This window comes from Delftia sp. K82, assembly GCF_002193035.1.
Lineage (GTDB): Bacteria > Pseudomonadota > Gammaproteobacteria > Burkholderiales > Burkholderiaceae_C > Comamonas > Comamonas acidovorans.
The window spans coordinates 1,404,182-1,430,126 of sequence record NZ_MYFL01000003.1; the positions used below are offsets into that span (position 1 = coordinate 1,404,182).

At 68.6% G+C, this 25,945-nt stretch carries 21 protein-coding genes and 1 tRNA gene; 13 read left to right on the forward strand and 9 right to left on the reverse strand.

Going from position 1 to position 25,945, the window contains the following annotated elements; all coding sequences use genetic code 11:
- Positions 1–14: 14 nt before the first annotated feature.
- Both KDK82_RS23220 and pdxA read right to left on the reverse strand, forming a co-directional pair.
- Positions 15–2,210 carry an SdrD B-like domain-containing protein gene (locus tag KDK82_RS23220; RefSeq protein ID WP_256974533.1) on the reverse strand — a complete coding sequence of 732 codons (2,196 nt, stop codon included), beginning with the start codon at positions 2,208–2,210 and terminating at the stop codon, positions 15–17.
- A 1,146-nt stretch (positions 2,211–3,356) separates the two neighbouring features.
- Entirely contained in the window at positions 3,357–5,063 is a 1,707-nt protein-coding gene (gene pdxA, locus KDK82_RS23225; RefSeq protein ID WP_256974534.1) for a 4-hydroxythreonine-4-phosphate dehydrogenase PdxA, read from the reverse strand.
- A 162-nt stretch (positions 5,064–5,225) separates the two neighbouring features.
- On the opposite strand from pdxA, the gene KDK82_RS23230 reads away from it, so the two are divergent.
- Positions 5,226–6,128, forward strand: coding sequence for a LysR family transcriptional regulator (locus KDK82_RS23230; protein ID WP_063327993.1), 903 nt, complete (start codon positions 5,226–5,228; stop codon positions 6,126–6,128).
- A gap of 17 nt (positions 6,129–6,145) precedes the next feature.
- Here the strand turns inward: KDK82_RS23230 and KDK82_RS23235 are convergent, their stop codons facing one another.
- Entirely contained in the window at positions 6,146–7,057 is a 912-nt protein-coding gene (locus KDK82_RS23235; RefSeq protein WP_012203907.1) for a LysR family transcriptional regulator, read from the reverse strand.
- A gap of 142 nt (positions 7,058–7,199) precedes the next feature.
- On the opposite strand from KDK82_RS23235, the gene KDK82_RS23240 reads away from it, so the two are divergent.
- The 5 genes from KDK82_RS23240 to KDK82_RS23260 all read left to right on the forward strand — a co-directional run bounded on the left by KDK82_RS23240 (position 7,200) and on the right by KDK82_RS23260 (position 11,639).
- On the forward strand, positions 7,200–7,406 hold the full coding sequence (locus KDK82_RS23240; protein ID WP_012203908.1) for a DUF3311 domain-containing protein: 207 nt from the start codon (positions 7,200–7,202) through the stop codon (positions 7,404–7,406).
- Positions 7,407–7,419: 13 nt separating this feature from the next.
- Entirely contained in the window at positions 7,420–8,802 is a 1,383-nt protein-coding gene (locus KDK82_RS23245; RefSeq protein WP_088166297.1) for a sodium:solute symporter, read from the forward strand.
- Positions 8,803–8,815: 13 nt separating this feature from the next.
- A complete protein-coding gene (locus KDK82_RS23250; protein ID WP_088166298.1) occupies positions 8,816–10,480 on the forward strand; it encodes an amidohydrolase in 1,665 nt (554 codons plus the stop codon).
- The gene (locus tag KDK82_RS23255; RefSeq protein WP_088166299.1) at positions 10,477–11,487 is read left to right on the forward strand and encodes a GTP-binding protein; all 1,011 of its coding nucleotides are present in this window, start codon (positions 10,477–10,479) and stop codon (positions 11,485–11,487) included. Before KDK82_RS23250 ends, KDK82_RS23255 begins: the two co-directional genes overlap by 4 nt.
- Before the next feature lie 75 nt (positions 11,488–11,562).
- Positions 11,563–11,639: transfer RNA gene (locus KDK82_RS23260), tRNA-Gln, on the forward strand.
- 46 nt (positions 11,640–11,685) lie between these two features.
- Here the strand turns inward: KDK82_RS23260 and KDK82_RS23265 are convergent.
- The gene (locus tag KDK82_RS23265; RefSeq protein WP_088166300.1) at positions 11,686–12,672 is read right to left on the reverse strand and encodes an NAD-dependent epimerase/dehydratase family protein; all 987 of its coding nucleotides are present in this window, start codon (positions 12,670–12,672) and stop codon (positions 11,686–11,688) included.
- Positions 12,673–12,773: 101 nt separating this feature from the next.
- On the opposite strand from KDK82_RS23265, the gene KDK82_RS23270 reads away from it, so the two are divergent.
- A complete protein-coding gene (locus tag KDK82_RS23270) occupies positions 12,774–13,667 on the forward strand; it encodes a LysR family transcriptional regulator (protein WP_088166301.1) in 894 nt (297 codons plus the stop codon).
- A 19-nt stretch (positions 13,668–13,686) separates the two neighbouring features.
- Here the strand turns inward: KDK82_RS23270 and KDK82_RS23275 are convergent, their stop codons facing one another.
- From KDK82_RS23275 to xsc, 4 genes are all read right to left on the reverse strand, one after another.
- On the reverse strand, positions 13,687–13,896 hold the full coding sequence (locus KDK82_RS23275; protein ID WP_256974535.1) for a hypothetical protein: 210 nt from the start codon (positions 13,894–13,896) through the stop codon (positions 13,687–13,689).
- A 242-nt stretch (positions 13,897–14,138) separates the two neighbouring features.
- Positions 14,139–15,185 carry a YeiH family protein gene (locus KDK82_RS23280; protein WP_013803832.1) on the reverse strand — a complete coding sequence of 349 codons (1,047 nt, stop codon included), beginning with the start codon at positions 15,183–15,185 and terminating at the stop codon, positions 14,139–14,141.
- Positions 15,182–16,153 (reverse strand): bifunctional enoyl-CoA hydratase/phosphate acetyltransferase, encoded by a 972-nt coding sequence (locus KDK82_RS23285; RefSeq protein ID WP_088166303.1) that lies wholly within the window; start codon positions 16,151–16,153, stop codon positions 15,182–15,184. The genes KDK82_RS23280 and KDK82_RS23285 overlap by 4 nt, the downstream gene beginning before the upstream one ends.
- Before the next feature lie 189 nt (positions 16,154–16,342).
- Positions 16,343–18,154, reverse strand: coding sequence for a sulfoacetaldehyde acetyltransferase (gene xsc, locus KDK82_RS23290; RefSeq protein ID WP_065346922.1), 1,812 nt, complete (start codon positions 18,152–18,154; stop codon positions 16,343–16,345).
- A 131-nt stretch (positions 18,155–18,285) separates the two neighbouring features.
- On the opposite strand from xsc, the gene KDK82_RS23295 reads away from it, so the two are divergent.
- The 3 genes from KDK82_RS23295 to KDK82_RS23305 are packed head-to-tail and all read left to right on the forward strand — an operon-like array spanning position 18,286 to position 21,764.
- Entirely contained in the window at positions 18,286–19,113 is an 828-nt protein-coding gene (locus tag KDK82_RS23295; RefSeq protein ID WP_012203918.1) for an IclR family transcriptional regulator, read from the forward strand.
- Positions 19,106–20,083, forward strand: a complete 978-nt coding sequence (locus tag KDK82_RS23300) for an AAA family ATPase (RefSeq protein ID WP_034390945.1) — start codon at positions 19,106–19,108, stop codon at positions 20,081–20,083. The genes KDK82_RS23295 and KDK82_RS23300 overlap by 8 nt, the downstream gene beginning before the upstream one ends.
- Positions 20,073–21,764 carry a cobalt chelatase gene (locus tag KDK82_RS23305; RefSeq protein WP_088166304.1) on the forward strand — a complete coding sequence of 564 codons (1,692 nt, stop codon included), beginning with the start codon at positions 20,073–20,075 and terminating at the stop codon, positions 21,762–21,764. Before KDK82_RS23300 ends, KDK82_RS23305 begins: the two co-directional genes overlap by 11 nt.
- 94 nt (positions 21,765–21,858) lie before the next feature.
- On the opposite strand, the gene KDK82_RS23310 is transcribed toward KDK82_RS23305, so the two are convergent.
- A complete protein-coding gene (locus KDK82_RS23310; protein ID WP_063327009.1) occupies positions 21,859–22,623 on the reverse strand; it encodes an alpha/beta fold hydrolase in 765 nt (254 codons plus the stop codon).
- A gap of 103 nt (positions 22,624–22,726) precedes the next feature.
- On the opposite strand from KDK82_RS23310, the gene KDK82_RS23315 reads away from it, so the two are divergent.
- From KDK82_RS23315 to KDK82_RS23325, 3 genes are all read left to right on the forward strand, one after another.
- Positions 22,727–23,095, forward strand: a complete 369-nt coding sequence (locus KDK82_RS23315) for a DUF2946 family protein (RefSeq protein WP_088166305.1) — start codon at positions 22,727–22,729, stop codon at positions 23,093–23,095.
- A 124-nt stretch (positions 23,096–23,219) separates the two neighbouring features.
- The gene (locus KDK82_RS23320) at positions 23,220–23,885 is read left to right on the forward strand and encodes an SCO family protein (protein ID WP_088166306.1); all 666 of its coding nucleotides are present in this window, start codon (positions 23,220–23,222) and stop codon (positions 23,883–23,885) included.
- The gene (locus tag KDK82_RS23325) at positions 23,882–25,924 is read left to right on the forward strand and encodes a TonB-dependent receptor (RefSeq protein ID WP_088166307.1); all 2,043 of its coding nucleotides are present in this window, start codon (positions 23,882–23,884) and stop codon (positions 25,922–25,924) included. Before KDK82_RS23320 ends, KDK82_RS23325 begins: the two co-directional genes overlap by 4 nt.
- Positions 25,925–25,945: the final 21 nt, after the last annotated feature.

Here is a 25,945-nt window from a genome sequence, read left to right on the forward strand (position 1 = left end):
ACTCACTCACTCACTCACTCACCCACCTTGACCACGGCAATCGACGCCGAGGCCTGGCCGCGCAGGGGCACGTGCACGCTGCTGGTGTTGTCGCCGGAGGCGCCCCAGGGCAGCGGTACGCTTTCCTGGGTGAGCGACAGCCGGTGGTGGCCCGTGGGCACCACCGGGAATTCGAACTGGCCATCGCGGTCGGTCACCGTGCGGTAGCGGCCGTCAAGCACCACCTCGACGCCGGCCACGCCCACCTCGCCCGCCTGCTGTTCGCCGTCGCGGTTGGCGTCGTAGAACACGCGGCCGGACAGGCTGCCGCCGCCCACGCCTTCGCCGGGTGCGCCTGCGGCCGCATAGGCCGTGCCCGCGCTGCCTTCCCAGCGCAGGTAGACATAGGCAGTCTTCTCGTCGCTGCGGTAGAGGTTGGGCAGGGAAGAGGGCGTGGGCAGCAGCGAGGACCGGGCCTGGTTGAAGTGCGCCATGACGCCCATGCGCCAGCCCCGGCCCAGCTCCTTCTCGGCCGACAGCGAGCCCGACAGGCCCCGGCTGGTGTAGAGGCTGCCGCTTTGCGAGGTGTAGCGCAGGTTGCCGGCCAGCTGCAGCCCGCTTTCCAGCCAGTAGCGCCATTGCAGCCCGGCCGTTGGATAGTTGCGCGACATGCCGCCGCTACGGTCGCGCGCATAGCCCAGCGTGGTGGTGAGCTCGGACCGCAGCGTTGCCTGGCGTGCACCGGCCCAGTCCTGCTCCCACTGCACCTCCTGGCCCGTGGCGGAGGAGTCGCCCAGCACGATGAGCTCGTTGCGCCGAACGGTCAGCATGAAGCGGCTGCGCGGCCAGTCGAAAAAGCGGGTCTGGTAGAACGCGCTGCCATAAAGGCTGCGCGATTGGCCGCCGCCTGCGGTACCCGCATCGTTGCGCGTCTGGTAGGCGCTGAAGCTGCCGCCCACGGCCGTGTGCCGGTCGAACTGGTATTGGGCGTTGCCATTCGCCCCCAGGCGGCGGTAGCCCGACAGTTGAAAGCCTGCATCCTGCGCCGTGGTTTGCGGCGTGCGTTCGTAGTCCAGCCCCGTGCCCCAGCTCAGGCGGGTGACATGGCGGTCCACGCGCCAATAGGCGCCGCGCGCCGCGCTGGACAGCGCGTAGTCGCCAAAGTGCAGCTGGGGCTGGGCTGCATGCAGGCCGAATTCATGGCGGTAGGCGCCCGCGCGCGCGCTGGCCTCGATGAACAGGCCCTGGGCGCTGCGGCCCTCCATGCCTGCGGTGCCTGCCGCTGGAGAGAACAGGGGCGCGCTGGTACGGCTGCCCAGCAGCGTGGTGCGGAGCCTGAAGTCGCCATCGCGCAGCACGCCGCGCCCGTAGCCCAGCGAGGCGGCCCAGCTGGTCACGCGCTTGCTGCCCAGGCCCAGGGCGGAGCCGGGGTCGTATTGCGTGTCATCGCCGGGGTAGTGCCTGGGACTGTAGTAGGCGGGAATATCGTCGGCCTGGTCCAGCTGGAAGGCGGCAAACCAGGGGCCATCCAGCCGCACGGTGGCGCCCAGCCAGCCCAGCGTGCCCCGGTTTTTCTCGAACCCGGGGTAGGGCCCTCCCGTGAGAAGGCCGCGCTGGCCGTAGCCCGCGCGCAGGTCCAGGTCCGGGCGGAAGATGCGCGCCGAGGCGCCGCGCACCGTGGTCGAGCCCAGCGACAGCCGGTAGTTGCGCGCCAGACCATCGGTCAGCTCGCTGTAGAGGTCGCCCACGGCCGTGTCGGCGAAGGTCTGCGTGGTCAGCGGAAAGGCAAGGTTGCGCAGCGTGAAGCGCTCGCTCGTGGCCTGCCGGGCATAGCCCAGGCCGCCAATGCTCAGGCCGCCAGTACTCAAGCCGCCCATACCCAGGCCATTGCCAAAGTTGTCGCCGCTCAGGTGCCGGCCTTCGGCCTGCAGGGTCAACTCGCCGTAGTTCAGTGTCTCGCGGCGGTATTCGAGGCGCTGGCCGATTTCGGTGGCGCGCTGGCGGCCATGGCCGGTGGTGCGGGATTCGCCCAGGCCCAGGCGGCTTTCCACCACCCAGGCGCGAAAGCCCTCGGGCTGCTCGGCTTCGGGCTCGGCGGCAGCGGACTGTGCGATCTCGTCCGGACCCATGAAACGGTCCTGGTAGGCGGGGGCGGCCCCTTCGGAGAGTGCCTTGAGCCGGGCCTGCTCGGCCTGGTCGCGGTCCAGGGATTCGATGCGTGCCTCAGCCATGGAGGTACCGGCAACGGCCGCCGAAGAAGGTGTTTGCGCCTGTGCGCTGCACAGGAAGACGGGAGCGGCTGCCAGGCTCCACCCAAGGCACGCGAGCGGCAGGCGCGACCAGACTCCAGCGGGGCCGGCAACGGTCCGCGGCAGCGTTCGAATCATCAACCAAGATCCCTGCTTTATTCATCGGATGCCAAGCCATCTGGCCAAAACAACTGATCACAAAACCGCGGAAAATGGCTGAATGCGTGCAGCCATCGATTGGGCCCTGCAAATACCGTCGCTGCACTTCAAAGACCGGCCGTTGTCAATGGTGTGCCGAATGAGAGGTATTCAGGGTGAATATCATCGTTCCCTAAATGGCATGGTTTATCCAGTAGGACGACATGCTGCCGGATGGTAGGGGAAAGGGTGATGCCATTCGATGTTCATCTGTGGAGCTGCGGTGCCTGGCTGGCATTGCCCAGAGGGCGGTTGGCGGGCTTTGCTTTTTGGCCATGGATGGGTTTCAGGTTTTCTATTGATATTAATGAATCATTTGTTTTTCATGCGGCAATAGAGGCTGCTGGGCGTTATCTCCGTATTCAGGCAATGCATCTGTTGGAAAACGAGGGTTCTCATCAGATTCCGGCTGCTGGAGAATCAAGGAATGGCGCAACTGAAGTGCGCCAGGTTCTGATTGGTTTTTGGACTGGTATCAGGCCAGGTTCATTGATGCAGGCTAAAGCACCTGCACCAATGCAAGCTGCCGCAATCATTTGCCCTGTCTTCATGAACTCTCAGGCGCATCACAGGCAAGGCCAACGCAGACCCCGGGCACCCTGGAGGGCGCTCGTGGTCATGGCGTTGGCTGTCGTTGTGACCCTGGTGGCAGGCCTGTGCCCCTGGAATGCCCCGCAGCATGGCAAGGCGGCAAGCCGCATGGAAGGCTTTGCAGGCGGCGCGTCCCTCATGACCAAGAAGCGCCAGTTCCATGTGGTCCAGCGGCTGAAGGCCCACCGCCTGGCCGAAGCCGAGCGGCGCCAGTTGCTGGCCCATGACACCGGCGCGCGGAATGTGCGGGAGGCGTGGCAGGCACGGGAGGTGCGAGAGTTGCGTGCGTTGTCAGAGTTGCGGGAGGTGCGGGAGGTGCGCGCGGTGGCCGGCCCGCTCTCAGTCCACCAGCGCCTGTATGGCCTGCAACTGCGCCGCCAGCCCGGGCCGCGCGGCTGGAAAAGTCTCCTCGAAGGCGGCGGTGCCTATCGTGAAACCCGCGGCACCGCTGGCAAGTACGGCCGCGATGCGTTCGCTGCGATCAATGGAGCCGGCCACGACCACGGGCTTGTCCACCGCATCGCAGACCGCCTTGATCAGGGCCGGCACGTCGCCCCGGAAACGGTAGGCCAGCAGGTCCAGGCCATGAACGCCCTCCAGCCCCGCGATGCGGCGCGCGCTGGCCACGATGTCCTCGGCCGGCCCTGAAAGCACGCTCGGATGCCCGCTGATCCTGCCGGGGAACGGATAGTAGGCAATGCCGCTGCCGCGCAGCACGGGCAGCACCGCCTCGGGGCGCGTGCCGCCCATGAGAACGTCCACACCGAGCTCGACCGCCGCGCGGGCCGAGGCCACCTCGCTGGCCTCGTCCAGGCTGACGACTTCCAGATAGACCCTGGCACCGCCCGCGCGGATGTCCCGGGCCAGCTCGCGCAGCTGTGGCAGGGGCAGGCCTATGTCCTTGAAGCCCACATGGCGCACGCCCTGGGCCAGCACTTCGCGCAGCCGCTCGCGCGCATCGGCAATGGTCTTGTCCTGCTGCGTGAGCATGAAGATGAAGTCCGGGCGCTGCGCCTGCCCGCTGGCGCCGGAGCGGCCCGCCTGCACCATGGCCGCCGCCTGGCGCAGCGCGCAGGCCAGGCTGGCATGGTCCGCACGGCCCGTGCCGGCGATGTCGAAGGCCGTGCCGTGGTCCACCGAGGTGCGCACGAAGGGCAGGCCCACGGTAATGTTCACGCCCTGCTCGACGCCCAGGTATTTCACGGGAATCAGCCCCTGGTCATGGTATTGGGCGACCACCACGTCGAACTCGCCCCGGCGTGCCCGCATGAAGACCGTGTCGCCCGGCCAGGGGCCGTTGGCGTCTATGCCTTCGGCCCGTGCGGCCGCAATGGCGGGGATGATCACCGAGCGGTCCTCGTCCCCGAACAGCCCGTTCTCGCCGGCATGCGGATTGAGACCCGCCACGGCCACACGGGGCCGGGCGATGCCGAACGCCCGGCAGGCCCGGTGCGCAAGGCGGATGGCACGCAATTCGTTGTCCGGCGTGACTGCGGCAATGGCCTGCTGCAGCGGCACGTGGATGGAGACCAGCAGCACCCGCAGCTCGTTATTGGCGAGCATCATGGCGAAGTCGCGCGTGCCCGAGCGCTCGGCCAGCATCTCGGTATGGCCGGGGTGGGGGCAGCCCGCCGCGCGCAGCGCCTCCTTGTGGATGGGGGCGGTCACCAGGCCTGCGACTTCGCCGGCCAGGGCCAGGTCGATGCCGCGCTGTATGTAGGCATGGCAGGCGGCCCCGGCACGCGCATCGATGCGTCCCCAGGCCAGGTCCTCGGGCAGCCGGTGCCCGGTCTGGAGCACGAAGAGGGTGGCGGGTGGCACGGTGGCGGGAACCTGGGCCGGCGTATCGATGGCGTGGATGCGCGGGTGCACGCCCAGCATGTCGGCTGCCCGCTGCAGCCGCCCCGTGTCGCCGATGACGAAAAAAGGCGCATGGGGCCGGGCAGGGTCCATGGCCAGTTTGACGATGATCTCGGGGCCTATGCCCACGGGATCGCCCATGGTGATGGCCAGGGGTGCGGGGGCGATGGCGGGGGCTTCATTCATGGTCATTGCTGAAAGCTCAATCGATGGAGGTACTTTGCATGAAAATCGCACTGCAGAAAATCGATATGGATTCAGTATTCAGTTGATCAAAAGTCAATTGAAATCTCTCCCCACTCCCTTTCTTCGATGTGTCCGATGTGCCCGATGCCGCCCTCCAGTCCCATGGCCCCACCCACCCATATGCCGCCGCTGTCCGCCCTGCGCGCCTTCGAGGCCACGGTGCGCCACGGCAGCGTTTCCAAGGCCGCGCGCGAGCTGCACCTGACCGATGGCGCCGTGAGCCGCGCCGTGCGCGACATGGAAGAGGCGCTGGGCTTTGCGCTGTTCCAGCGCAGCAACCGCAGCATCATTGCCACTCCCACGGCACGTGTGCTGGCCGAGGAGGTGGCCCTGGCGCTGGAGCGCCTGCGCGGCGCGCTGGGCCGAGCGCGGCAGGCCGCCGGGCCGGACCGGCCGCTGGTGCTGTCCTGCGAGCCCACCTTTCTGATGCGCTGGCTGATTCCCCGCCTGGGCGGTTTGCAGGAAGCGATCGGCACGCAGCGCGAGCTGCGCCTGGTGTCGGCCGGCGGCTCGGTGCCCTTTGCGCGTGAGGGCATTGATCTGGCCATACGCCGCGCGGATTTCGACATGGGCGCCGATGTGGTTGCCGAGCCCTTTTTGCAGGAGCACGTGGGTCCAGTCTGCAGGCCTGCACTTGCGAAGACGCTGGCACGCTCCGGGCCGCTGGGCGGCGTGCTGCTGCACACGGCATCGCGCCCGGACGCATGGCGGCATTGGAGCGAGCTGACCGGCGTGCCGCTGCAGCCCGGGCGCGAGGCCCGCTTCGAGCATTTCTACCTGAGCCTGCAGGCCGCCGTTGCCGGGGCGGGCATTGCCATCGGGCCGCTGGCGCTGGTGGCCGACGATCTGGCCAGCGGCACCCTGTGCGCGCCGCGCGGCTTTGTGGCCGACGGCTCGCACTACGTGCTCATGTCACCCAGGCCGGTGCATGACGAGGCCCGCTTCGCCCTGGTGCTGGAGTGGCTGCGCACGCAGACATTGCCGCTGGCGCGGGCCGATGCATGACTTGCGCCTGCCCGGCTTCACTGGTCGTGCTCGGACAGCTCCCGCCAGTGCGTGCGGGTGAATGCATAGACGGTTTCCAGCGCCGGTGACAGGCTGCGCGCGCCCATGCGCGCCATGCCGTAGCGGCCGCAGCGCCGGGGATCGGCGGGCAGGGGCACTTCGGCCATGGTGCCGCTGGCGCGCTCCTGGCGTGTGATGGACAGCACGCCGAACAGCAAAGTGTCCGTGGCCAGGGTCACGCTGCGCAGCAGTTCCAGGTTGTTGCAGTGCAGGGTGAACAGTTTGTCGGGCTCGGCGCCCTCGCCCCACAGCTCGGCCAGCTGCCGCGCCATGGCCGTGCTCAGCGTGGTGGTGGCCAGGGGGTAGCGGCGGATCTCGTCCATGCCGGGGTTTTGCAGCACGGGGTGGCCCGCGCGGCAGACCAGGCCGGCGGGCAACTCGCCCAGCAGCTCCATGTCCACGTCATCGGCGGCGCGCAGCACATAGGCGTCGCCGACGATGGCGTCTATCGACTCATTGCGCAGCAGCTCCAGCAGGGCGCTGGTGGCGCCCATCTCGGTGCGCACCTTGATGCGCGGATGCGCCTGCGCCATGTGGATCAGAAAGGGCTTGAGCAGCAGTGCCGCCGGGGCCGGCGCCACGCCTATGGCCAGTGCGCCCTCCTGGCCGCCGCGCAGCAGCTCCAGGTCGCGCCGCAGCTGGGTTTCCTCCAGCCGCATGCGGCGTGCGCGCTCGGCCACCAGTTCGCCGAAGACCGTCAGCCGGGCACGCCGCGCGCCCCGGTCGAACAGCTGCGCCCGGAGCTCGTCTTCCAGCGCGCGGATGCTGCGGCTCAGCGCCGGCTGGGTCAGGTGCACGGCGCGCGCCGCGTCTGAAAAAGTGCCGTGCTCGACGATGGCCAGCAAGTGCCGCAGCTTCTGGGTATCCATGCGTGATCCTCATGGTTTGTTGGCTAATTTCTCATTTGAATTATAGGTAGGCACTTCCTAAGATCGCATCCATGGACATTGAAACGTCCTATAGAGCGGCCACAACCGCCAACTCTTTCATCGGAGCAAAAGGAGACAAACCATGCTCAAGCTGTTCATCGGCATAGGCATCCCGTACATCGCGGTGATCGGCCTGCTTCCCTGGGTCGCGTCCGTCGATCGCCATCTGCTCGGCGTGCCCTTCATCTACCTGTGGATCTTCATGTGGTTCGTGCTGACGTCGCTGTGCATGCTCGTGTGCTGGCTGATGTTCGACCGCCACGAAGCCGACGACGTGCAGTCGGCCTGAAGGGAGCACCGCCATGACCACCACAGTCTTTCTGGGCTTCATCGCACTGTCCCTGTACCTGGCCATCCGCTCGCGCACGGGCAAGGGTGCGCAAAGCGTGCATGACTTCTTCGTCGCCTCGCGCCAGTTCGGCGCCTACCTGGTGTTTTTCCTCGCCGCCGGCGAGATCTACAGCATCGGCACCATGGTCGGCTTTCCGGGCGGCATCTACGCCAAGGGGCCGACCTATGGCGTCTGGTTCCTGGGTTACATCCTGCTGGCCTATCCGCTGGGCTACTTCCTCGGCCCCATGATCTGGAAGGCCGGCCTGCGCCACAACGCCATCACGCTGCCGGACCTGTTCAAGGGCCATTTCGGCAGCCGCGCGCTGGAGCTGATCGTGGCCGGCTCGGCCATCCTGTTCCTGCTGCCCTGGGGCCAGCTGCAGTTCACGGGGCTGGTGGCGGCGCTCAAGGGGCTGGGCTGGAACTTTCAGCCGCTGCACCTGCTGCTGATCTCGGCGGGCCTGGCCTTCACCTACATCGCCATCTCGGGGGTGCGTGCCTCGGCCTACATTGCCATCCTCAAGGACATCCTCATGGTGGTGGCCATCATCGCCACGGGCGTGGCCGTGGGCTGGCATGCCGGGGTGGGCGATGTGTTCGCCGCCGCCAGTGCCAAGGTCAGCAACCACATGACCGATACGCAGCTGCGCTTTTCCATGAGCACCATGCTGTTCCAGGCGCTGGGCTTTTACATGATGCCGTTCGCCGTGCAGAACTTCTTCACGGCCAAGAGTTCGCACACCATCCGCCGCACGCAGATCGCCATGCCGCTGTACATGCTGATGTACCCGTTCCTGGTGCTGGCCTCGTACTACGCCATCAGCCAGAACCTGGAACTGGCATCGCCCAACGAGGCTTTCTTCGCCGCTGCCGTTCGCCTGCTGCCCGACTGGCTGCTGGGGCTGGTGGCCGCAGGCGCCGCGCTGTCGGGCCTGCTGGTGCTGGCGGGCATCTGCCTGGCCATCGGCCCCATCGTGGCGCGCAACCTGCTGCCCGGCCTGCCCGAGGCCAAGCAAAAGCAGGGCGCCAAGGTGGTGATCGTCATCTACCTGCTGCTGTCCATCGTGATGACGCTGCTCACGCCCAACCTGATGCTGACCCTGATCAACACCACCTACTACGGCGTGACGCAGTTCTTCCCGGGAATGATGGCCATCCTGTTTGGCTGGCGCATCCGGCCCCTGGCCATTGCCCTGGGCATCGTCTGCGGGCAGGCGCTGGCCATCGTGCTGTACCTGCAGCAGCCGGACTTCGGCGGCATCAACCTGGGCTTCATCAGCCTGGCGCTGAACCTGCTGGTCACGGCCATCGTCCACTGCCTGCCGCGTGCGGCGCACGTCAAGACCGCCTGAGGGAAACATCCCCATGAACCACGAAACCAGCGAGCGCGTGCGCATCTTCGCGGCGCGCACCATCCTCACCATGAACCCGGCCCAGCCACAGGCCACCCATGTGGCCGTGCGGGGCAGCACGGTGCTGGCGGTGGGCGGGGAGGCCGACATGGCCGCCTGGCCCGAGGCCGAGCGCATCGACCGCTTGCGCGACAAGGTGCTCATGCCCGGCTTGATTGAGGCCCACAGCCACCTGATGGAAGGCGCCATGTGGGATGCGGTCTACCTGGGCTACTTTGACCGCCGCGATCCCGACGGGCGGCTGTGGCCCGGCCTGCGCACGCTGGACGCCGTGCTGGCGCGACTGGCCGAGGCCGAGCGTGCCCTGCCCGACGCGCAGGCCACGCTGCTGGCCTGGGGGTTCGATCCCATCCTCTTTGGCAGCAGCCGGCTGTCGGTGCGCGAGCTGGACCGCGTCTCTGCCACGCGGCCCATCGTCATCCTGCACGCCAGCGTGCACCTGATGAATGTGAACTCGGCCATGCTGGCGCTGGCCGGCATCGACGAGGACACCGATATCGACGGCATCCACAAGGACGCCGAGGGCCAGCCCACGGGCGAACTCCAGGAATTCGCCGCCATGTACCCCGTGCAGAAGGTGATCGGCAGCGCGCTGTCGCTGGCCGCTGCCGAGCAGCGCGAGGCGATCTGGAAGTTCGGCCGCGTGGCCCAGCTCGCGGGCGTGACCACGGCCACCGACCTGGTCAGCGATCTCTCGCCCCAGGGCCTGGCCGCGCTGCGCGAGGTGACGGGCGACGCGGCCTATCCGCTGCGCATCGTCCCGGCCTTTGCGCCGCAGCGCAACCCGGAAGGCGGCGCCGCGCGCGTGCACGCCGCTGCCGCATCGTCGGCCAGCGACAAGCTGCAGTTCGGCCCCGTCAAGTTCATCGTGGATGGCTCCATCCAGGGCTTCACCGCGCGGCTGCGCGCTCCCGGCTACGCGGGCGGGCAGCCCAACGGCCTGTGGCTGATTCCGCCGTCGCAGCTGCCCGCGCTGTTCGAGCCCTTCCACCTGGCCGGCCTGCAACTGCACATCCACACCAATGGCGACGAAGCCACCGAGGTGGTGCTGGATGTGATCGAGGACCTGCTGGCCAGGCACCCGCGCGCCGACCATCGCCACACCCTGCAGCACTGCCAGCTGGCCAGCAGCGCCCAGCTGCAGCGCGCCGCGCGCCTGGGAATGTGCGTCAACTTCTTCTCCAACCACCTCTATTACTGGGGCGATGCGCATGCCGGGCAGACCGTGGGCATCGAGTGGGCGTCACGCATGAATGCGGCGGGCACGGCGCGACGCCTGGGCATGGACTTTTCCATGCACTCCGATGCGCCCATCACCCCCATCAACCCCTTGTTCACCGCCTGGTGCGCCGTGCAGCGCGAAACCGCGTCAGGCCGCGTGCTGGGCGAGGCCGAGCGACTGTCGGTGGACGATGCCCTGCACGCCATCACCATGGGCGCGGCCCGTACCCTCAAGCTGGAGCAGCGCGTGGGCAGCATCGAGCCCGGCAAGCTGGCGGACTTCGCCGTGCTGGAGGACGATCCCCGCACGGTGGCGCCCGCCGCCCTCAAGGACGTGAAGGTCTGGGGCACCGTGCTGGGCGGCCGCATCTTCCCTGCGCCCGGGTCCCAGCCATGAGCACGCCGGCCGTCGCGGCGCAGCGGGCGCCCATTCCCATGGTCGTCGTGGGCGGCTACCTGGGCGCTGGCAAGACCACCTTGCTCAACCGGCTGCTGGAGCGCGCCGATGGCCTGCGCGTGGCCGTGCTGGTCAACGACTTCGGCGAGATCAACATCGACGCCGCCCTGATCCGCACACGCAGCAGCGACGTGCTGCAGCTGGAAAACGGCTGCATCTGCTGCTCCATCGGCGGGCGGCTGGCCGAGGCCCTGGCAGCCGTGGGCGCGCGGCCCGACCGCCCGGACCTGTTGGTCATCGAGGCCAGCGGCGTCTCCGACCCCGTGCGCATCGCCCAGGTCGGCATGCTCGACCCCGCACTGCAGCTCAACGCCATCCTGGTGGCGGTGGATGTCCAGGACGTCGATGAGCAACTGTGCGACCCGCTGGTCGGCGACATGGTCCGCCGCCAGATCGCCGGCGCGACGGCGCTGGTGCTGACCAAGGCCGACCTGGCCGGCGCGCCGATGATCGGCAAGGCAAGGCAGCGCCTGGCCGAGATCGCCCCGCACACCATGGTGCTGACCGCACAGTGCGGCGAGATTCCCTTGGCCGTCTTCCTGGATGCCGTACCCCTGCCACGACACCCGCAGCACCCGCAGCGCCTCCTGGGTGCGCTTGCGGGTGAAGGTGGCGCCTGGAAGAGGGCCGTGGATGGCACGGCAGGTCTCGCCGGGATGGCAGGAATCACCAGTTTCTCGTACACCACGCACCGGCAATTCGACAAGCAGCGCCTCAGGCAGGCACTGCGCACTCTGCCGGTGCCGCTGCTGCGGGCCAAGGGCATCGTGCGGCTGCGGGGGCCGCAGCCTTTGCAAGAAATCCATGTGGTGGGAGGCCGGCTGCGCGTGGCGGATCTGGGCGCGGCGCAGGTTGCCGGGTCCGCCTTTGTCTTCATTGGCTGCTTCACGGCGGCGGGGCAGCAGGCGATTCGTGGCCAGCTGGATGCCGCGTTGGCGCCGGAATGATTGAAGAACGTTTTGGACCAAATTTTCTGAATTTTGGATTTTGGTCCAAAAAACGTATTAGAATTTACGTCTTCTAGGGGAGTCGCCAAGTTGGTAAAGGCACCGGATTTTGATTCCGGCATGCGAGGGTTCGAGTCCTTCCTCCCCTGCCAGATAGACAAAAGCCCTGACAGTTCTGCTGTCAGGGCTTTTTTGTTTTCAGGCCGTGGCCCGCTGCGGGCTGGAGTTCACTGCTGAGCCCGAGCCCGCCCTGGCGGCATCCAGCGTGGCGCGTATGCCCTGGGCGTAGGGGGTCTTGGCTATGGGGCCCAGCAGGGCGTGCAGGGCCGAGTCGTCCATGATCAGCGGATCGGTCAGCAGGTAGTGCATCTCGGCCAGTTCGCGCATCAAGGGGCTGAACAGGCCGGCCAGGCGCAGCGCGGTCTTGCCCGCGATGCGCAGTTTCAACGGCCTGCCGCTCAGGCGTTCGATCTCCGAGACGATGTCGCGCTGCGTGGTCGCCCCCGCGCCAGCCAGGTGCCAGACCCTGCCGAATGCCTGCGGCGTGTCGATGAGGCGCGCCACGACGGGGCCCACATCAGGCACATAGACAAACTCGTGCGGCCTGTCCAGCGGGCCGATCATGTCGGCCCGGCCGCCGTGGGCCGCCGCCTCGAAGGCGCCGTGCAGCAGGCTGTTGTGCACTCCGGGGCCGTAGAAGTCGGGCAGGCGCAGCACGGTGGCCTCGATGCGGCCCTGTGCATGGGCTTGCAGCAGCAGGTCCTCCTGGGCTTTGCGCATGCGGCCCTTGAAGGTATGGGGCTCGCGCGGATGGTCTTCTGCCACGGGCAGGGTGCGGGCCTTTCCGTAGGGATAGACGGTGCCGATCAGCACGATGCGGCGCACGCCCGCGGCAATGGCGCCTTCCAGCGTCTTGCGCATCAGTTCGGGATGCAATTCAAACTGCCAGTAGTTCACGCCCACCAGGTAGATCAGCGTGTCCACGCCGTGGGCGGCAGCCTCGATGGAGCCGGCGACATCCGGGTTCCAGGTGGCAATCTCGGCCAGGGGATCGGCGCCGAAGGTCTGGCGCAGGCTGGCTGCGTTGCGGCCGACCACGCGATAGGCGCGGCCCTGTTGTCTGAGCGCGGCGGCCAGGCTCTGGCCGATGGCGCCTGCGGCGCCGAAAAGTGCAATGGATGGCATGGTGCGGGTCCTGTGGTGACCACGCCAGTGTCCGCAACACGCTGCAAAAGGAAAATTGCCTAGAATCTTCTGGTGTCCATGCATAAATGAATGGATCAGTGATGTCGGAACCCCATTGGGAGTGGTATCGCAGCTTTTTGCAGGTGCTGGAGTCTGGGTCGCTGTCAGCGGCGGGCCGGGCCATGGGCTTGGCACAGCCAACCGTGGGCCGGCACATCGACGGGCTGGAGTCGGCGCTGGGCCTGCAACTGTTCACCCGTTCGTCCGATGGCTTCGCGGCCACCGAAGCGGCCTATGAATTGCAGCCCTATGCGGCCAGCATGGCCGCGACGGCTGCCGCGCTGCGCCGCGTGGCGGCCAGCCATGGCGCGGGCGTGCGCGGCACGGTGCGCCTGACGGCCAGCGAGGTCGTGGGCGTGGAGCTGCTGCCGCCCGTGCTGGCGCAATTGCGCGCGGCCCATCCTGAACTGCGCATCGAACTGGTGCTGTCCAACGCGGTCGATGACCTGCTGCGCCGCGAGGCCGATGTGGCCGTGCGCATGTTCCGGCCGCAGCAGGAGGCGCTGGTGGCCCGCCATATCGGCGCCATCGAACTGGGGCTGCATGCCAATGAGAGCTATCTGGCCAGGCATGGCGTGCCGGCTTCGCTGCAGGAGCTGGCCGGGCACTCGCTGATCGGCTTCGACCATGAGAACGCCTTCATCCGCAGGTTTCAGCAGCAGTTTCCGATGTTCACGCGCGAGGCCATGGCGCTGAGCTCGGACAGCGACCTGGCGCAGCTGGGCGCCATCCGCGCTGGCTTTGGCATCGGCATCTGCCAGTCGGCGCTGGCGGCCAGGGACCCGTGCCTGGTGCGGGTGCTGCCGCAGGCATTCTCATGGAAGCTTGATACCTGGGTCGCCATGCATGAGGACCTGCGCAAGAGCGAGCGCTGCGCCGTGGTCTTCAAGGCGGTCGCGCAGGCGCTGACGGCCTATGCCAGCAGCGGTGGCTGACGACCCGGGCGCCTGTATTTCATTGGGCGTGCAGCAGGCAGCAGCGCGCGAGATGGCGCAGCGTGGACTTCCTGCGCTGGGATGCAACGAAAGACTGGCAGTTGTGGGCGATGTAGCCCGCCATGACCCCGGTCAGGCCGGCGACGGCCCACAGCGGGATGGGCACCAGGGAGTCCAGCAGCACGGCGCAGCCGGCCAGCAGCAGCAGGCACGGAAGCAGCCGCAGCAAGGCTGCTTGCAGGGGTTGTTGCCTGCGCAGGAGGGCGAGGACCTGGATGGCAGTCCTTCTGCGGAATCTGCCGGCTTGCTTGCGAAGAACGTTCACGGCTAGTGTCGGGCGTTGATGTGCGTCAAAAAATTGTGTGCAAATGTATCACCTCGATGCGCGAACATCAAATGCGCCGGTTCCATGAGAAATGAAAAGGGCCCGCGCATGGCGGGCCCTGGAAAACTGCCGTGTTGCGCCTGGGCTCACCGCATCTCGAACTCGATGGCGATCAGCACGAAGGCCGCCATCCACAGCGTCTCCACCACCAGCAGTGCAAAAGGTCGCCAGCCGGCCTGGGCCAGTTGCTGGAACGAGGTCTTCAGGCCCAGGGCCGCAATGGCCAGCACCAGGCAGTTGCGCGACAGGTCGCTCAACTGGTGCTGCAGGCCCGGCGGCACCCAGCCCAGCGAGTTGATGGCCACCAGCGCGACGAACACCCACAGGAACCAGGGCACCAGGCCCGGCTTCTTGCCGTGGTGCTGCTCGGCCGCAGCCTCGCGCTGGCGCTTGAACAGGGCCGAGACCATGACCACCACCACGGCCAGCATGGACACGCGAAACAGCTTGACGATGGTGGCGTAGTCCCCGGTGGCCTGGTCGATGGTGTAGCCCGCGCCCACCACCTGGGCCACATCGTGGATGGTGCCGCCGATGAACAGGCCCGCCAGCTCGGGCGGCAGATGCAGGGCGCGCGCCACCAGCGGGTACAGCACCATGGCGGCCGTGGACAGCACCGTGACCGTGACCACCACGGTCAGCGTGAAGCGGTCGCTGTCCTTGTCGCGCGGCAGCACCGAGGAGATGGCCAGCGCCGCCGAGGCGCCGCAGATGGCCACCGCGCCGCCCGACAGCACGCCCTGCGGCCGCGTCAGGCCCAGGCGCCGGCCCAGCAGCGTGCCGCACAGCAGCGTGGTGACCACGGCGGCGATGACGATCAGCGCCGTGGTCCAGCCCAGGCCCGCGATCTGCGTGGCCGTGATGCGCGCGCCCAGCAGGCCCACGCCCAGGCGCAGCACGCCGCGTGCACAGAACTCGATGCCCGGCTTGGCGCGCGCGTCCTGGCTCAGGAAGTGGAAGGCCACGCCGAAGAACAGCGCGAACAGCAGCTGCGGCCCGCCGTGCAGCGTGGAGACGAAGGTGGCTGCCAGCGCAATCACGCCCGACAGGCCTGTGCCGGGCAGGAGCTTCAGCCATTGCAGCATGCGCGGCACGGGCGGCTGTGCTGCCAACGGGGCTTGAACCTGGCTCATGGCTGCTCCTTGCCGCCCGCCGCATCGGCCAGCACGGCCAGCGCGCAGGACGCGATGCGGCTGGCCACCGAGTCCGAACGGCTGGTCAGCACGATGGGCACGCGCATGCCCAGCACCAGGCCCGCGCATTCGGCGTCGGCCATGTAGACCAGCTGCTTGTAGATCATGTTGCCGGCCTCCAGGCTGGGCACCAGCAGCACGTCGGGCTGGCCGGCCACATCGGAGACGATGCCCTTGTGATGCGCCGAGCGCAGCGAGATGGCGTTGTCGTAGGCCAGCGGCCCGTCGAGGATGGCGCCGCTGATCTGCCCCCGGTCGGCCATCTTGCACAGCGCGGCCGCGTCGATGGTGCCGGGAATGGCGGGGTTGACGGTCTCCACCGCCGAGAGCACGGCCACGCGCGGCCGGGCAATGCCGATGGCATGGGCCAGGTCGATGGCGTTCTGCGCAATGTCGCGCTTGTCCATCAGCGTAGGGAAGATGTTGACCACGCAGTCGGTCATCAGCAGCGGGCGCTCGAAGCCCGGCAGGTCCATCACGAACACATGGCTGGCGCGGCGGCTGCCGCGCAGGCCGGCCTCGCGCGCCACGGCAGCGCCCAGCAGCTCGTCGCTGTGCAGGCTGCCCTTCATCAGCGCGCGGGCCTGGCCGCTGCCGCACAGCGCCGCCGCCTGGCCTGCTGCCGCGCGCGGATCGTCGGCTGTGGAATGGATGGACGCGCCCGCCAGATCCAGCCCGGCCGACTGGGCCGCCGCCCGGATGCGTGCCTCGGGGCCCACCAGCAGCGGCGTGATCAGGCCCGCCTGCGCGGCCTGCATGGCGGCCTGCAGCGAGCCCGCATCACAGGGATAGGCCACGGCCACCGGAATGGGGCCTTGCGCCTTGGCCTGGTCGAGCAAGTGCTGGAGATGGGGGCGGTGCGTGGCGGGCGCATCGTCGGCGGCCACGGCAAGTGAAAGTGGGGGCATGGGAGAACTCCTGGCTGCAAGGCTGGAAACCCGCGTTGTGCGTGGAGAAGCCCGGGGGCAAGGCCCCGGGCCGTAAGCGCAGCCTGCGCAACCGGCGCGGCCCAGGCGCGAGACAGCGAGCAAGGGCCGCCCCGCCGCGAGGCTGTCGTCCCCCTTTCAGGGGGAAGGCGCGCAGCGCCTCAGGGGGTATCAGACGAAGTCTTTGTACTTTTCGAGGAAGCGCACGGGCTTGGCCAGCGCATCGCGGCGGAACGGGTCGCCCAGTTCGCGCGTGCACATCACCTCGATCACGCAGGTCTTGCCGTGGTTCATCTGCAGGTCGATGGCCTTTTGCAGCGCCGGGCCCACGTCCTCGATCTGGTCGACCACGATGCTCTCGGCGCCCATGGCGCTGGCAATCGCCGCGAAGCTCTCGCTTTCCAGTTCGCCGGCCACGAAGCGGCGGTTGTAGAAGTCCACCTGGTTCTTCTTCTCCGCGCCCCACTGGCGGTTGTGGAAGACCACGGCCGTGACGGGAATGTCATGGCGCACGGCGGTCATGATCTCCACCATGCTCATGCCCCAGGCGCCGTCGCCGGCGTAGGCGATGGCCGGGCGGTCGGGCGCCGCGCACTTGGCGCCGATGATGGTGGGCAGGGCATAGCCGCAGTTGCCGAAGCTCATGGGCGCGAAGAAGCTGCGCGGCTCGTCGAAGCGCAGGTAGCTGTTGGCCACGGAGTTGATGTTGCCGATGTCGGTGGAGACCATCACGCGCGGCGGCATGGCCTTTTCCAGCTCGCGCAGCACCTGGCGCGGGTGCAGGTACTGGCCGCCCGTGGGCGTGCGCTCGCCCTTGGCCTCTTCGATCATGTCCAGGCTGTAGGGGTCGCGCTCATGCGTCCACTCATCCAGCTCCTTCTCCCAGGCCGCCTTCTCGGTGGCGATGGTGTCGGCGCGCGCGGCCTTGGTGGCGTCGCAGGCCAGGGTCTGGCCCTGCAGGCGGCGGCCCAGCTCGCGTGCCACGGCCTTGGCGTCGCCGTGGATGCCCACCGAGATCTTCTTGACCAGGCCCAGGTTGGTGTGGTCGGCCTCGACCTGGATGATCTTGGCGTTCTTGGGCCAGTAGTCCATGCCGTGCTGGGGCAGGGTGCCGAAGGGGCCCATGCGCGAGCCCAGCGCGATCACCACGTCGGCCTGGGCGATGAGCTTCATCGCGGCCTTGGAGCCCTGGTAGCCCAGCGGGCCGGCCCACAGCGGGTGCTTGGCGGGGAAGGCGTCATTGCGCAGGTAGCCCGTGACCACGGGGGCGCCCAGGCGCTCGGCCAGCTGCCTGCACTCCTCGACCGCATCGCCCATGACCACGCCGCCGCCGGCCAGGATCACGGGGAACTTGGCCGTGGCCAGCAGTTCCGTGGCGGCCTGCAGGCTGTTTTCGCCGCCCGAGCCGCGCTCCACGCGCATGGGCTTGGGGATTTCGCACTGCACTTCGCCGTAGAAATAGTCGCGCGGAATGTTCAGCTGTGTGGGGCCCATCTCGGAGATGGCGCGGTCAAAGCAGCGGGCCGTGAACTCGGCCATGCGCTTGGGGTTGCAGACATGGCCCTGGTACTTGGTGAACTCCTGGAACATGGGCAGCTGATTGGCTTCCTGAAAGCCTCCCAGGCCCATGCCCATGGTGCCGGTCTCGGGCGTGATCATGACCACGGGGCTGTGGGCCCAGTAGGCGGCGGCGATGGCGGTCACGCAGTTGCTGATGCCGGGGCCGTTCTGGCCGATCACCACGCCATGGCGGCCCGAGACGCGCGCATAGCCGTCGGCCATGTGGGCGGCGCCCTGCTCGTGCACCACGGGGATCAGGCGGATGCCGGCGGGCGCGAAGATGTCCATGGCATCCATGAATGCCGAGCCCATGATGCCGAACATCTCCGTGACGCCGTTGGCCACGCAGGTCTCCACAAAGGCTTCGGAAGGGGTCATCTTCTGGACGCCTTCGACCACCGTACGATTGTTGGCTGCAGTCATGTTGTCTCCTTGAAAATGGAACTTAATGTTCCGAAAAAAGAAATTACGGCGCAAGTCTAGGACTGACTTCGCCTGGATGTCAAACAAATTTCTTTTTTCGGAACAAATTGACTCGAAAAATTGAAAAACATATGATGACCAACACCATGAACACCCGTGACCCCATCCCTGCCCGTATCGATGGCGACACGCCCAACCTGCGGCTGTTCGCCCTGCTGGAGGCCATTGCCCAGAAGAACGAGCCCTTCACGCTGCAGACCATGGTCGAGGAGACAGGCCTGCCCAAGCCCACCATGCACCGCATGCTCCAGCAGCTCGAGGGAGCGGGCATCCTGCAGCGCGAGGGCAATGGCCGGCACTACGGCACAGGCCGGCGCCTGATGCGGCTGGCCGAGAGCGTGCTGCTCAACAACACCACGCATGGCGCACGCCATGCGGTGCTGGCCCAGCTGGTGCGCGACATCGGCGAGAGCTGCAACATCACCGCCTTCTCGGGCAGCGAGGTGCTCTACCTGGACCGCGTGGAAACGCCCGCGCCGCTGCGCTTTTATCTGCACCCGGGCTCGCGCGTGCCGGCCCATTGCTCGGCCACGGGCAAGCTGTTCCTGAGCCAGATGGCGCCCGCGCAGCGCAGGCGGCTGCTGTCGGCCGTGCCGCTGGAAGGCTTCACGGCCAACACGCTGACGGCCTTTGACGCGCTGGACGCCGAACTGGACCAGGTGCGCGCCCAGGGCCATGCCTTCGACAACGAGGAATTCCTGCCCGGCCTGCTGTGCCTGGGCGTACTCGTGCCCTCCATCCAGGGCGGCCCCTCGAACATGGGGCTGGCCGTGCAGGCGCCCATCATGCGTTTCACGCGCGAGCGGGCGCTGTCCTTTCTTCCCCAACTGCGCGCGGCGGCCGAGGCGATTGCGCGCATCAACGACGAAGTCCCCCCGGGAGCCCCTGACGATGACTGAGCTGACCCTGATGCATCCCACGCGCACGCTGGCCGTGCGCGAGACCTTCGGCCTGGACACCGACATGCAGGTGCCGGCCTTTGCCGAGCGCAGCGAGCATGTGCCGGCCGTGGACCCGGCCTACCGCTTCAACCCGCAGGCCACGCTGGCCATCCTGGCGGGCTTTGCGCACAACCGGCGCGTGGTCATCCAGGGGCTGCACGGCACGGGCAAGTCCACCCACATCGAGCAGGTGGCGGCGCGGCTGAACTGGCCCTGCGTGCGCGTCAACCTCGACGGCCACATCAGCCGGCTGGACCTGGTGGGCAAGGACGCCATAGTGCTGCAGGAGGGCCGCCAGGTCACGCAGTTCCAGGAAGGCATCCTGCCCTGGGCACTGCAGCGGCCCGTGGCCCTGGTCTTCGATGAATACGACGCGGGCCGGCCCGACGTGATGTTCGTCATCCAGCGCGTGCTCGAACGCGAGGGCAGCTTCACCCTGCTGGACCAAAAGCGCGTGCTCCAGCCGCATGCGCAGTTCCGCCTCTTCGCCACCATGAACACCCTGGGCCAGGGCAACCTCAGCGGCCTGTACCACGGCACGCAGATGCTCAACCATGCCCAGCTCGACCGCTGGAACCTGGTCACCAGCCTGGACTACCTGGCGCCGGCCGAGGAAGCCGCCATCGTGCTGGCACGCGTGCCGCAGTTGGCCACGCCGCAGGGGCGCGAGCAGGTGGCCGCCATGGTGGCGCTGGCCGCGCTCACGCGCAAGGGCTTTGCCGTGGGCGACCTGTCGTTGCTGATGTCGCCGCGCACCGTCATCACCTGGGCCGAGAACGCGCAGATCTTCCATGACCTGCGGCTGGCCTTCGAGCTGTCCTTCCTCAACAAGTGCGAGCCGGCCGAGCGGGCCATCGTGGCCGAGTACTTCCAGCGCTGCTTCGGCCAGGAACTGGCGCTGCGCGACGAGCCCGCCCATGCCTGCTGAGGCATCCCCCTCGCTGGCGCGCATGGAGGCCTGGGGCGGCGCGCTGCTGCGCGCCATGGCGGGCGATGCCTCGCTGCAATGGAGCGGGCAGACGCTGTACCGGGGCACGGCGCCCGTGGTGCTGGCAGCGGCCCACCAATCCGATGTGCCAGCCCGATTGGCCGACCAGCGCGGCCTGCTCGACGGCGCCAGCCTGCGCCTTCGCCTGAGCGATGCCGCGCTGCACGCGCGGCACCTGCCCGGCGACCCGGTGGAGCGGCTGGTGTTCGAACTGCTGGAGCAGTTGCGCGTGGAAAGCCTGGCGCCCGAGGAATGGCCGGGCGCACGCGCCAACCTGCATGCGCGCTTTGTGCACTGGAGCCAAGCCTTTGCCGATTCGGGCCTGACCGAAAGCAGCCTGGGTATCCTGCTGTTCACTGTGGCGCTGACCGCCTGGAGCCGCCTGAGCGGCCATGAGCCGCCCGATGCCCTGGCCGACCTGGCCGAGGCCACGCGCGCCGGCCTGTCGGCGCAACTGGGCGCGCAGTGGGCCCTGCTGCGCCGCCACCGGCAGGACCAGCAGGCCTTCATTGCGCCGGCCCTGGCCATCAGCCGCTGGGTGGGCCAGGCCGTGCGGTCAGCCCAGGAAGAGGCGCCGCGCGGCGCTGCCGGGCCGCGCCGGCGGGGCAGCTTCGCGCTGCCGCTGCACTTTGAATCGCAAAGCCTGGATGCGCCGCCCGTGGCGCTCAGCGGCGACAGCCGCGCCTGGGCCGGCTCGGCCCACAGCTACCGCGTGTTCACGCGTGCCTATGACCGCGAGGCGCAGGCGGCCGAGCTGATCCGCGCAGCGCAACTGGCCGAGTTCCGCGGGCAGATGGATGAGGAACTGGCGCGCAGCGGCTTGCACGCGGGCCGGCTGGCCCGCCACCTGCAGCAGCGCCTGGCCGTGCCGCGCCACGACGGCTGGCAGTTCGGCCTGGAGGATGGACACCTGGATGCAAGCCGGCTGGCGCAACTGGTCAGCGATCCGCAGCAGCGCGCCATCTTCAGGAACGAGCTGCCGCACCCCGTCAGCGATGCGGCCGTGGCCATTTTGCTGGACTGCTCGGGCTCGATGAAGGCCCATGCGCGCCCGCTGTCCCTGCTGGTGGACCTGCTGGGCCGCGCGCTGTCCATGGCCGGCGTGCCGGTGGACGTGCTGGGCTTTTCCACCCAGGCCTGGAACGGCGGCCGCGCCCGCCGCGACTGGCAGCGCGCGGGCCAGCCCCACATCCCGGGCCGGCTCAACGAGCGGCTGCACATCGTCTTCAAGGACGCCGCCAAACCCTGGCGCCACGCCCGCCACGGCATTGCCGCGCTGCGCAGGCCCGACCTGTTTCGCGAGGGCGTGGACGGCGAGGCCGTGGAATGGGCCTGCGAGCGGCTGCTGGCGCGGCCCGCGCAGCGCCGCATCCTGCTCGTCATCTCGGACGGCTGCCCCATGGACACGGCCACGCACCAGGCCAACGACGAGCACTACCTGGACCAGCACCTGCGCCAGGTCATCGCCCGGCACGAGCGCGCGGGCGACGTGCAGATCCGCGCGCTGGGCGTGGGGCTGGACCTGGGCGTGTTCTACCGGCGCAGGCTGGCGATGGACCTGCGCGAGCAGATCGATGAAGCCCTGCTGACGGACGTGGCGGAGTTGATCTGCCGGCCGTGATGCCGGCCCTGGTGCCGGCCGTGGCGCCCTCCGTGATGTCCTCCACGATAGCGACTTCGCTCAGCCCCCATCCCGCCCGGGTGGGACTGCAGATCTAGCGGACCTGCGCGACAAAGTCGCTCACCAACTGCGCAAACTCCACGGGCATTTCCACGGCACTCAAATGCGCGGCGGGCAGCGACACCAGCTGCGCGCCCGGAATCTGCGCCTGCATGTCCTCGGACAGGGCAGGCGGCGTGGCCTCATCGCGACTGCCCGCAATGAGCAGCGCGGGGCAGGCGATGCGCCGATTGCTCTCGCGAAAATCGATGCCGCCCACGGCCGCACAGGCCGCCGCATAGGGCTTGGCCGCCAAAGCCTCCAGCCCTGCGCGCAAGGAGGCCACGCGGGCCGCCTGCCCGGTGCGGAACTCGGGGGTGAACCAGCGCTGCATGGCGCCGTCGGCAATCACCGCCACGCCCTGGTCGTGCACGGTGGCAATGCGCGCCTGCCAGCCTGCGCGCGCGGCCTCGTCGTAGTAGCTGGCCGAATTGGCGATGGTGATGCTGCGCACCAGCGCCGGATGGCGCACGGCCAGGGCCTGGGCCGTCATGCCGCCCATGGACAGGCCCACGAAGTGCACCGGCCCCTGGCCCAGCGCCTCGATCACGCCGGCTGCGTCGTCTGCCAGGTCGTTCATGTCGAAGGCCTCGCCGATGGCGGGCGAGCGGCCGTGGCCCCGGTGGTCGTAGCGCACCACGGTGAAGCGGTCTTCCAGCGCCTGGGCAACGCCGTCCCACATCTGGAGGTCACAACCGAGCGCGTGGCTCAGAACGAGGGCCGGGCCTTGGCCCTGCTGCACAACATGGAGTTTCGACATGGCGGTCACTGCTTGGGGAAAAGGCGATTATGGGATGGCCCATGCGGGCGGGCGGCTACGGATACCACGCATATCCGGCATCTCAGCCCCATAATCCCCAGCCATGCACGCCCTGCGCAACTCCGTCTCACTGGCCCGCCTGGTCATGGCGTGGTTCGCGTTGACGCTGGGCCTGGCCATTGCATCGCCCCTGGTGCACCCGCAGGCCATGGAACTGGTCTGCACGGCTGGCGGCAGCGTCAAGCTGGTCGTGGTCAACGGTGAAGAAGGGCAGGCGGTGTCTGCCCAGCATTCGCTGGACTGCCCGCTGTGCCTGGCGGTGACGCTGCCGCCCGCGCATGTCTCCCCCTCCTGGGCGCAACCGCAGCCGCTGGGCCGCGCGCTGCAGCCCATCGTCTCCGCCCGCATTGCCTCCCTGGTCGGCGCGCCGCTGCCGCCGCGTGGGCCTCCCTTGCTGCTGCTGATCGCCTGAGCCCTCGGCTGCTGTGCAGCGCTGTCCCGCGCTGTCTGGCCGCTGGCCTGTCTCAGAACATTGCCGCACCGGCCGGGCGCTGCCTTGGCGCTGCGGCTTCGCCAAGATTCCACGCAGGGAAGCCATGTTCCGTTCCGATTGCCATGTGGCGCCGCAGCGCGCCGCCGATTTTTCTTCGACCCTCCCATCCGTTGCTTGCGTTGCCCTGTCTCGCCGTGCCTGCCTTGGCGGCGGCCTGGCCGCACTGGCGCTGCTGGCCGGCTGCAAGCCCGCCACCGTGCCGTTCAAGGGCATCGACCTGACCGGCGCGCAGTACGGCCGGGACTTCCGCCTGCGCGATGCCGATGGTCGCGAGCGCACGCTGGCCGACTTCAAGGGCCAGGCCCTGATGGTCTTTTTCGGCTTCACCCAATGCCCCGATGTCTGCCCCACGGCGCTGACGCGCGCGTTGGAAATACGCGAGCTTCTGGGAGCCGACGGTGCCCGCCTGGCCGTGGCCTTCATCACCATCGATCCCGAGCGCGATACGGCCCAGGTGCTCAAGGCCTATGTGGGCGCCTTCGACCCCGGCTTTGTCGCGCTGCGCGGTGACGAGGCGCAGACGGCCGAGGTCGCCAGGGAATTCAAGGTCTTCTACAAGAAGGTGCCCACGGGGGCGTCCTACACCATGGACCACTCGGCCATCACCTATGTCTTCGATCCCGAGGGCCGGCTGCGCGTGGCGTTCCGCCATGAGCAGGACGCGCAGGACTGCGCGGCCGATCTGCGCCAGATCCTGGGGGCTGCATGAAGAGTTTTGCACTTTCTCTGGCCGGCGCCGCAGGCCTTTGCGCGGCATCCTCCGCCCTGGCCCAGGCAGAACCTGTTCTTGCGGATGTGGAGGTGCGCGCCCGCGGCGCCGCCGCCACGCCCGAGGCCCGCGCCGCGCAGGCCGTGCAGGCTGCGCGCGATGAACTGTCGCAGCGCGCAGGCGGCACGGCCGTCATCGATGCAGCCAGCTACGCGGCCGGGCGCGCCAGCACCGCCGCCGATGCACTGGCCTACGCGCCGGGCGTGCTCGCACAGACGCGCCACGGCCCGGAGACGCGGCTGTCCATCCGGGGCTCGGGCGTGCAGCGCGGCTACCTGATGCGCGGCATACAGCTGTACCAGGACGGCATACCGCTGAACCAGGCCGATGGCGCGGCGGACTTCCAGTCCATCGACCCCATGGCGGCCCAGCATGTCGAGGTCTGGCGTGGCGCCAATTCGCTGGAGTACGGCGCCAGCAGCCTGGGCGGCGCGATCAACTTTGTCTCGCCGACCGGGTTGACGGCGCCTGCCGCATCGCTGCGGCTGCAGGCCGGATCGTTCGGCCAGCGGCAGGCACAGGCCCAGCTGGCGGGCCGTGGCGAGCGGGTGGATGGCCTTCTGAACTTCAGCCGCAGCGAGCAGGACGGCTGGCGCGAACAGTCGGCCTGGCGCACGCAGCGCCTGTCCGGCAATGTGGGCCTGCAGCTCACCGATACGCTGGAGCTGCGCGCCTTCCTGTCCCATGTGGATGCCGACATGCAGATGCCCGGCAGCCTCACGCGCGCGGCCATGCTGGCCAATCCGCGCCAGGCCGCGCCCGGCTATGTGGCGCAGGACGCCGGCAACAACTACCGCCAGACGCGCGGCGCCCTGCGCATGGACTGGCAGCCGCGCGAAGGCCTGCGCTGGACCACTTCGCTGTTCGCGGCGCAGCGCGACCGCTTCCACCCCATGACCATGGGCATCGTCCAGCAGGACATGCGTGACACAGGCCTGGACTCGCGCCTGGTGGCCGAGCTGGGGCAGGGCGGTGGCCTCACGCGCAGGCTGGTGCTGGGCTTTTCCAGCGCGCAGCTCGATGGCGATGAATGGCGCTACACCAATGCGGGCGGCGCGGCCGGCACGCCCACGGGGCGCACGCGCGTGAAGGCGCAGCAGGACGTGGTCTATGGCGAATACAGCCACGGCCTGAGCACCCGCTGGACGCTGCAGGCCGGCCTGCAGTTCGTGCGCGCCCAGCGCCGCCAGGACAATCTGCTGGCGCCCGCCGCCAGCTACGACGTGGATTTCAGCCACACCTCGCCCAAGCTGGGCCTGCTGTTCGCGGCCACGCCCACGTCGCAGTGGTACGCCAACATCAGCGGCAGCTTCGAGGCACCGCCCATTGGCGAGCTGGTCTACCAGCCTTCGCTGCCGCTGGGGCGCGCGCAAAGCGCAACCACGGTGGAGGCCGGCTGGCGCGGCCACGGCGAGGTCCTGGCCTGGGACGCCGCCATCTACCACTCGCGCGTGCGCCGCGAACTGCTGGCGCTGACCGACGCCAGCGGCGCGGCCCTGGGCACCACCAATGCCGACCGCACCATCCACCAGGGGCTGGAGCTGTCCATGCAGGCACGGCTTGCGCCGCGCTGGTCGCTGCGCACCCAGTACCTCTACAGCGACCTGCGCTTTGACAACGACGCCGTCTACGGCCGCCGCCGCCTGGCCGGCATTCCACCGCACCTGTTGCGGGCCGAGCTGCAGTGGAAGGCCACGCAGCAGGTCACGGTCGCGCCCGGCCTGGAGTGGCTGCCCTCGCGCACCTGGGTGGACCATGCCAACACCGTGGCCTCCGATGGCTATGCGCTGCTCAACCTGCGCTTGAGCGGGGCGCTGGGCGATGGCTGGAGCTGGTTCGTCGAAGGCCGCAACCTGACCGACCGGCGCTATGCCGCGACCACGGCCGTACAGGCCAATGTGCGCGGCGTGGACGGTGCCTATTACTTTCCCGGAGATGGCCGGGCCGTGTACGCGGGCCTGAGCTGGCGCATGCCCTGAGGGGGCCGGGCGCAGCGCCGA

Excerpts from the sequence above, each read along its gene's own strand:
- KDK82_RS23250 (WP_088166298.1), top strand. The coding sequence starts at position 8,816 with ATGAACCACGAAACCAGCGAGCGCGTGCGCATCTTCGCGGCGCGCACC.
- KDK82_RS23245 (WP_088166297.1), top strand. The coding sequence starts at position 7,420 with ATGACCACCACAGTCTTTCTGGGCTTCATCGCACTGTCCCTGTACCTG.
- KDK82_RS23285 (WP_088166303.1), bottom strand. The coding sequence starts at position 16,153 with ATGCCCCCACTTTCACTTGCCGTGGCCGCCGACGATGCGCCCGCCACG.
- KDK82_RS23255 (WP_088166299.1), top strand. The coding sequence starts at position 10,477 with ATGAGCACGCCGGCCGTCGCGGCGCAGCGGGCGCCCATTCCCATGGTC.
- KDK82_RS23240 (WP_012203908.1), top strand. The coding sequence starts at position 7,200 with ATGCTCAAGCTGTTCATCGGCATAGGCATCCCGTACATCGCGGTGATC.
- KDK82_RS23220 (WP_256974533.1), bottom strand. The coding sequence starts at position 2,210 with ATGGCTGAGGCACGCATCGAATCCCTGGACCGCGACCAGGCCGAGCAG.
- KDK82_RS23230 (WP_063327993.1), top strand. The coding sequence starts at position 5,226 with ATGGCCCCACCCACCCATATGCCGCCGCTGTCCGCCCTGCGCGCCTTC.
- KDK82_RS23270 (WP_088166301.1), top strand. The coding sequence starts at position 12,774 with ATGTCGGAACCCCATTGGGAGTGGTATCGCAGCTTTTTGCAGGTGCTG.
- KDK82_RS23310 (WP_063327009.1), bottom strand. The coding sequence starts at position 22,623 with ATGTCGAAACTCCATGTTGTGCAGCAGGGCCAAGGCCCGGCCCTCGTT.
- KDK82_RS23300 (WP_034390945.1), top strand. The coding sequence starts at position 19,106 with ATGACTGAGCTGACCCTGATGCATCCCACGCGCACGCTGGCCGTGCGC.
- KDK82_RS23320 (WP_088166306.1), top strand. The coding sequence starts at position 23,220 with ATGTTCCGTTCCGATTGCCATGTGGCGCCGCAGCGCGCCGCCGATTTT.
- xsc (WP_065346922.1), bottom strand. The coding sequence starts at position 18,154 with ATGACTGCAGCCAACAATCGTACGGTGGTCGAAGGCGTCCAGAAGATG.
- KDK82_RS23235 (WP_012203907.1), bottom strand. The coding sequence starts at position 7,057 with ATGGATACCCAGAAGCTGCGGCACTTGCTGGCCATCGTCGAGCACGGC.
- KDK82_RS23325 (WP_088166307.1), top strand. The coding sequence starts at position 23,882 with ATGAAGAGTTTTGCACTTTCTCTGGCCGGCGCCGCAGGCCTTTGCGCG.
- KDK82_RS23305 (WP_088166304.1), top strand. The coding sequence starts at position 20,073 with ATGCCTGCTGAGGCATCCCCCTCGCTGGCGCGCATGGAGGCCTGGGGC.
- KDK82_RS23280 (WP_013803832.1), bottom strand. The coding sequence starts at position 15,185 with ATGAGCCAGGTTCAAGCCCCGTTGGCAGCACAGCCGCCCGTGCCGCGC.
- KDK82_RS23265 (WP_088166300.1), bottom strand. The coding sequence starts at position 12,672 with ATGCCATCCATTGCACTTTTCGGCGCCGCAGGCGCCATCGGCCAGAGC.
- KDK82_RS23315 (WP_088166305.1), top strand. The coding sequence starts at position 22,727 with ATGCACGCCCTGCGCAACTCCGTCTCACTGGCCCGCCTGGTCATGGCG.
- pdxA (WP_256974534.1), bottom strand. The coding sequence starts at position 5,063 with ATGAATGAAGCCCCCGCCATCGCCCCCGCACCCCTGGCCATCACCATG.
- KDK82_RS23295 (WP_012203918.1), top strand. The coding sequence starts at position 18,286 with ATGATGACCAACACCATGAACACCCGTGACCCCATCCCTGCCCGTATC.